This is a genomic window from Roseicyclus sp., assembly GCF_052168335.1.
Taxonomy (GTDB): Bacteria; Pseudomonadota; Alphaproteobacteria; order Rhodobacterales; family Rhodobacteraceae; genus Roseibacterium.
Window position 1 is genome coordinate 1 of record NZ_JBQLZP010000352.1, and the last position, 5,422, is coordinate 5,422.

Below are 5,422 nucleotides of genomic sequence, written 5' to 3' on the forward strand. Positions count from 1 at the left end.
ACGTGGAATTCGAGATCGTCACGTCCCGCACCCAGGGATGCCCGCCTTTCGGCACCACCGACAGCAGATGATCGGCGACCACCTGATACGGCCCGAGGCGACTGCGCAACGCGCCCTCGGACTTCGCGCGGGCGACGGCGATGTCGTAGTGCAGTTGCGGATCGGTCCCGAGGGTTTCGGGCAACCGGTCCAGCAAGGCCCGCAGCGTCTGCGCGGCGTCGCCGCAGATGAAGCCGTCGGCCGGATAGTTGCGCCCGCCCTGGGTCGGGTCCAGGTCGATCTGGAACAGCGGACGCGGCAGCGGCATCGTGTTGTTGCGCGTCTCGTTGCCCCGCAACCGCGAGCCGACGACGATCATCAGATCCGAGCTCCGGTAGATCGCCTCCGCCTCGGGCGTCATGTTGAACGCGCCGAGCGTCGCCTTGTGGCTTTCGGGAACGACCGCACGACCCTGGGTCGAGCTGACGGCGCCGAAGCCGCGTTCCACCAGCGCCAACGCCTCGGCGCCGGCCCCTCGGGCGCCGCCGCCGAGCCAGAGCATCGGCCGCCGGGCGGCCCTCACCCGCTCGGCCAGGGCGTCGACCGCCCTCTCGTCCACCGGCGGCAGGGCCGGGCGCGGCGGCGTCAGGGAAAGGCCGGGGACGGCGGGGACGCGCTGCACGTCGACGGGGATCTCGAGGCTCACCGGCCCGGTCGGCGGTGTCATCGCGGCACGGATCGCCGCGGCGAGCGTGCCCAGAACGCCCATCTCGTCCCAGATCCGGAACACGGCCTTCGAGACGCCACGGAGCATCTCGGGCTGCTTCGGCACATCGTGGATCGCCGCCCGGTCGCGGTCCATGTAGGGGCGGTCGATCTGCGTGGTCAGGTGCAGCACGCGGCTGCCCGCCGTCAACGCCTCGGCCTGCGCGCCGGCGGCGTTGCCCGCCGCCGTGCCCGTCGAGGTCAGCGCCACGCCCAGCTGGCCGGACACGCGGCTGAACGCATCGGCCATGTTCATCGCCCCCGCCTCGCCACGGGCCGGGATGAAACGGATACGCCCCTGTTCCGCGACGGCGTCGAGGATCGGCATGTTGTGGATCGAGATCACGCCGAACATGGTGGTGACGCCCGCATCCGCGAGCGCTTCGGCGATCTGGTGGCCTACGGTCTGGGACATGAACTGGTCTTTCTTCTGTCAGGCAAAGCGCGAAACGCCGCCCGAGACTTCGAGCTTTGCGCCCGTGATGTAGCTGGCGCCGGGCGAGGCCAGGAAGGCGATGGCGCGCGCCGGCTCGTCCGGGTCGCCGAGGCGGCCCAGCGGGATCTTCTTGGCCTTGGCCAGGCTCGCGAACCACGCCTCGCGGCTTTGGGTCCGGTCCTCGCGCGCCTCGTAGCGGCGCTGCCATTGGGCGCTGTCCACCAGCCCCAGCAGGATCGAATTCACGCGAATGTCCGGCGCGAACTCCGTCGCAAGCGACTTCAGCAGGTTCTGGACCCCCGCCCGCGCGGCCGAGGTGCAGACCATGTGCGGCTCGGGCTGATCGGCGAGCAGCGAATTCACCGCCACGATCGCCCCTCGACCGCTTGCGCGCAGCATCGCCTCGAATGCGCGGATCGGATGGATCTGGCTGAAGAACTTCAGTTCCAGCTCGTCGCGCCAGTCGGTGTCGCCCGTGTCGGCGAAGGTGGAAACGCGCCCCTGCCCCGCATTCGTGACCAGCGCGTCGCACCCGCCGAAACGTTGCCGGACATCGGCCGCGAAGCCCCTGACCGCCTCGGCATCCAGCACGGACAGGGCCCGGCCCAGAACGCGCTCCGCCCCGAATTCACCGGCCAGATCCGCCACCACGGCCTCGAGCCGCTCCGCGCCCCGGGCGCAGACCGCCACCCTGGCGCCGTCCTGCAGGAGGATCCGCACGGTCGCCAGTCCGATCCCGGATGTGCCGCCCGTCACGACGACGACGCGCCCCGCCAACCCCAGGTCCATCCCTCAGCCCTCTTTCGGAAAGCCCGGGTCGGGCCGCCCGGCCATGACCGCCCGTTGCGCGGGTGTCGGGGGGCCCGCCGTCATCCATTGGTCCATCGCCTCGGGATCCGTGCGCGACCAGACCTTCGGCTCATGCGTTTCCTCGTCGATCTGCTGCACCTCGGACGTGAACTCGATCACGAAGCCGGAGGGAGAGACGAAATAGGCGAACGGGTTGTTCCCCGGCCCATGGCGCCCCGGCCCCCAGCTCGGCACCTGGCCCTGCTGTTTCATGCGTCCGATGCCGCGCATGAAACTGTCGATCCCCGGCATCTCGAACGCCACATGGTTCACCGAGGGATACTGCGCGCGCACCAGCGCGATGGCGTGGTGATCGCTGCCGATCCGCAGAAACACCATCTGATCGGCGGAGTAGTCGCTGGTGCGAAACCCGAGCATGTCTTCGTACCATGCCTGAAGTCCATCCATGTCGGGCGTGTTCAGCACCACGTGGCTGATCTTGCGGGGATAGGCATGGATGTCGTCGGAGTCGCGCAATTCGATGTCGGCGGTGATGCGCAGGCGGCGGTTGTCGGGGTCGGCCACTTCGAATCCGTAGCCGCCGAAGGGGCCGTCGAACACGCCCGGCGCGCTGCGCAGGTCGGCGCCCCTGGCCTCGAGCTGCCGATGGAGCGCGTCCACGCTGTCCCGGTCCGGCATGCCGAAGTGGATATACTCGATGCCGTAGGTCGCGTCGTCCTTCAGGCCGTAGATGAAAGGCTGCTCGCCGGTTCCGCGCAGGTAGGTGATCCCGTCCTCCTGCGCGGCGACATGCAGCCCCCATTGCTCGGTGTAGAACGGCGTGGTCGCCGTGATGCCGGGCGCGCGCATGACGATCCCGCGCAGATGATGCAGTCTGAGCTCTTCGGTCATGTCAACCTCCCTCCGGGTTTCGCGCTGAAGCGCCGGCCATCTGCTCCAGCAGCGCGGTGCAGAACGCATCGGGGCGCTGCAGGTACACCGCATGGCCCGCCTGGTCGATTTCGGCGATCGCCGGGCGTTCGCCATGGGCGGCGTGCCAGGCGTCGGCGGCGGGGAGGGTCTGCGCCATCGGCGTCACCCTGTCCTGCACGCCGATGATGAAGCCGGGGCGGAGCGCGACATGGGCCAGTTCGCCCGGCAGATCGCCCGAGGCGAGCATGCGCACGGCCTGCGCATAGCCCTCGGGGTTCACCTGCACCATCGACGCCTCCACCCGCGCGACGAGCTCGGGGTGCCGCTCGGGATCGTGCACCAGATTGGCGGCGCGGGCCCCGGCGAAGGCGGCGGGACCCAGGCGCGCCAGGTCCTCGATCCGCGCTGCGACCTTCTCGGGCAGCACGCCGCCCCGCGGAACTCCGTAGCCGGTTGCGGCGGCCGCCAGCGTCAGGCCGCGCAGCCGTTCGGGATGGAGACGCGCAAAGGCGCAGGCGATCAGCGTGCCGAGCGAATGGCCCACCAGGTGAACCGCCCCATGGCCGAGGTCATCGAGCAATCGCGCGAGCGCTTGGGCATAGTCCGCGGCCACCGGCCAGGGATCGGCCAGGGGGGCAGAGCCCGCATATCCGGGCGCGTTCCAGGCAAGCAGGCCGAGACCGGCCGGCAGGGCATCGAAGAGCGGCGCGAAGGAGGCCGCGTTGGATCCGATGCCATGCAGGAACACGACCGGGGCACCCGGTCCGGGTCGCGCGATGAATGTGAGATCGCCCGTCGATCCGGGCCCCGCCTCGGTCATCGCGGCATCGGTCTGTTTGCGACGCTTGGCATGTCCGGACCGTTCCTGGAGCCTGATATCGAGAATAGTTCAATATTGAACGTTATGTTCAAACAGCATTGCAGCCCACCCGCCACGTGTCAAGCGCACTTGCGGCGGCCAGATGCCGTCACGGGAGATGCCGCCGACACCGGGGAAAACGCGCGCGTTCACCGGATCGAAGGAACCTGACCCTATGCAGGAGCAGGAAACACGCCGCGCCGATCGGGAGCCTCATGACGCAAGTGCCCTGCGCAATCCCTCTCACGGAGGAGCCCGGACCCCTCTCTTCCCGCGACGGGTGAGAGATGGCGACCTACACCTTCTCCGCCTACGATCTGAACGCGCTCGTCATCGATGGCGACGATCCCTTCCTCTATACCTCGGAACGCAACGCCGATGCGTTGGAGCAATCCATGATCTACGTCGAGGGCGACACGTCGGGCGGTGGCGTCGGCGGCATGGTCTTCCCAGATCTCCCGCCGGAACCATCGGAACCGACGGTTCTCGTGAGCGTCACCGATGACGACACGCACGCCAGCGATCCGGCGCACGAAACCGGCGGCGCTGCCACGCTGAGCGATGCGGTCACGATCCACGGCACGACCTATCCGGCCGGATCGGTCGTCTCGTTCGAGTACAGTTACGTCCTGACGCCTCTCTTCGGGATGCCCGAGGACGAGATCACGATCTACGTCATGACAATCAACGGGGACGTCGTGGGCTTCGCCTCCAGCGCCCCGCTGGAGCCGGACACCCCGTACTTCATCGGCAGTGGCGGCAGCGACCAGCCGCACGTTCCCTACACGAACCTGGCCGTCGTCTGCTTCGAGGCCGGGACGCTGATCGCGACGCCGAGGGGCGAGGTGGCGATCCGCGATCTCGCCCCGGGCGACCTCGTGCTCACCCGCGACAACGGAGCCCAGCCGCTCGCCTGGGCCGGAGGCATGTGTGTGGCCGGGCGGGGCAATGCCGCGCCGGTCCGCATCAGGGCGGGCACGTTCGGGGCGACGCGGGACCTGATCGTGTCGCAGCAGCACCGCCTCCTCCTGCGCCACGGCGCAGAGGAATGCCTCGTCGCCGCGAAGGCCCTGATCGACGGGCGGACCATCCTGCGCGAGAGCCGGCCGCGCGTCCGCTACATCCACCTGATGACCGAGCGGCACGAGGTCATCATCGCGAACGGCGTCGCGGCCGAGACGCTCCTGCCCGGCCCCATGGCGCTGAGCTGGCTCGCCCCCCGTGACCGGGCGCGCGTCGCCGGGATCGCGGGCGACGGGCCGTACCCGGCGGCGCGCCCGATCATCAAGCCGGGACGGTGGAAGCGGCTCGTCACGCCCCGCGGACGGGACATGCGGGCGCCCGGCCTACCGTCGCCTGTCCCCGATCACGGCGCGCCTAGACAGCCGTGGGAAGGCCGCTGATCCAGTCGCGCCCAGGCACCGCGTCGAGGAGGCTCCGGGTATAGGCGTGCTGCGGATTGGCGAAGATTTCGGCGGTGGAGCCCTGCTCGACGATCACGCCGCGCTGGAGGATGGCGATCTCCTCGCAGACGGTGGCGGCCACCCGCAGGTCGTGGGTGATGAACAGCATCGACAGGCCGAACTGCCGCCGCAGGTCGTCCAGAAGCTCCAGCACCTGCTTCTGCACCGAGACATCCAGCGCCGAGACGGGCTCGTCCG

Annotated in this window: 6 protein-coding genes; 1 reads left to right on the plus strand and 5 read right to left on the minus strand. The window is 69.4% G+C overall.

Translation table 11 applies throughout. From position 1 onward, the window contains the following. From ACTS11_RS10865 to ACTS11_RS10880, 4 genes are all read right to left on the minus strand, one after another. Positions 1–1,159, minus strand: a 1,159-nt coding sequence (locus ACTS11_RS10865) for a thiamine pyrophosphate-binding protein (RefSeq protein WP_442640332.1), incomplete at its 3' end; no start/stop codon positions are given. Positions 1,160–1,177: 18 nt separating this feature from the next. Further along, entirely contained in the window at positions 1,178–1,969 is a 792-nt protein-coding gene (locus ACTS11_RS10870; RefSeq protein ID WP_442640333.1) for an SDR family oxidoreductase, read from the minus strand. 3 nt (positions 1,970–1,972) lie between these two features. Continuing rightward, on the minus strand, positions 1,973–2,881 hold the full coding sequence (locus ACTS11_RS10875; RefSeq protein ID WP_442640334.1) for a VOC family protein: 909 nt from the start codon (positions 2,879–2,881) through the stop codon (positions 1,973–1,975). 1 nt (position 2,882) lies between these two features. Continuing rightward, positions 2,883–3,722, minus strand: a complete 840-nt coding sequence (locus tag ACTS11_RS10880; protein ID WP_442640335.1) for an alpha/beta fold hydrolase — start codon at positions 3,720–3,722, stop codon at positions 2,883–2,885. Positions 3,723–4,048: 326 nt separating this feature from the next. Here ACTS11_RS10880 and ACTS11_RS10885 point away from each other — a divergent pair, with 326 nt between their 5' ends. Beyond that, entirely contained in the window at positions 4,049–5,164 is a 1,116-nt protein-coding gene (locus ACTS11_RS10885) for a Hint domain-containing protein (RefSeq protein ID WP_442640336.1), read from the plus strand. Here ACTS11_RS10885 and ACTS11_RS10890 read toward each other — a convergent pair. Then, the coding region (locus ACTS11_RS10890; protein WP_442640337.1) for an ABC transporter ATP-binding protein at positions 5,139–5,422 on the minus strand (284 nt) is incomplete at its 5' end. The genes ACTS11_RS10885 and ACTS11_RS10890 overlap by 26 nt on opposite strands.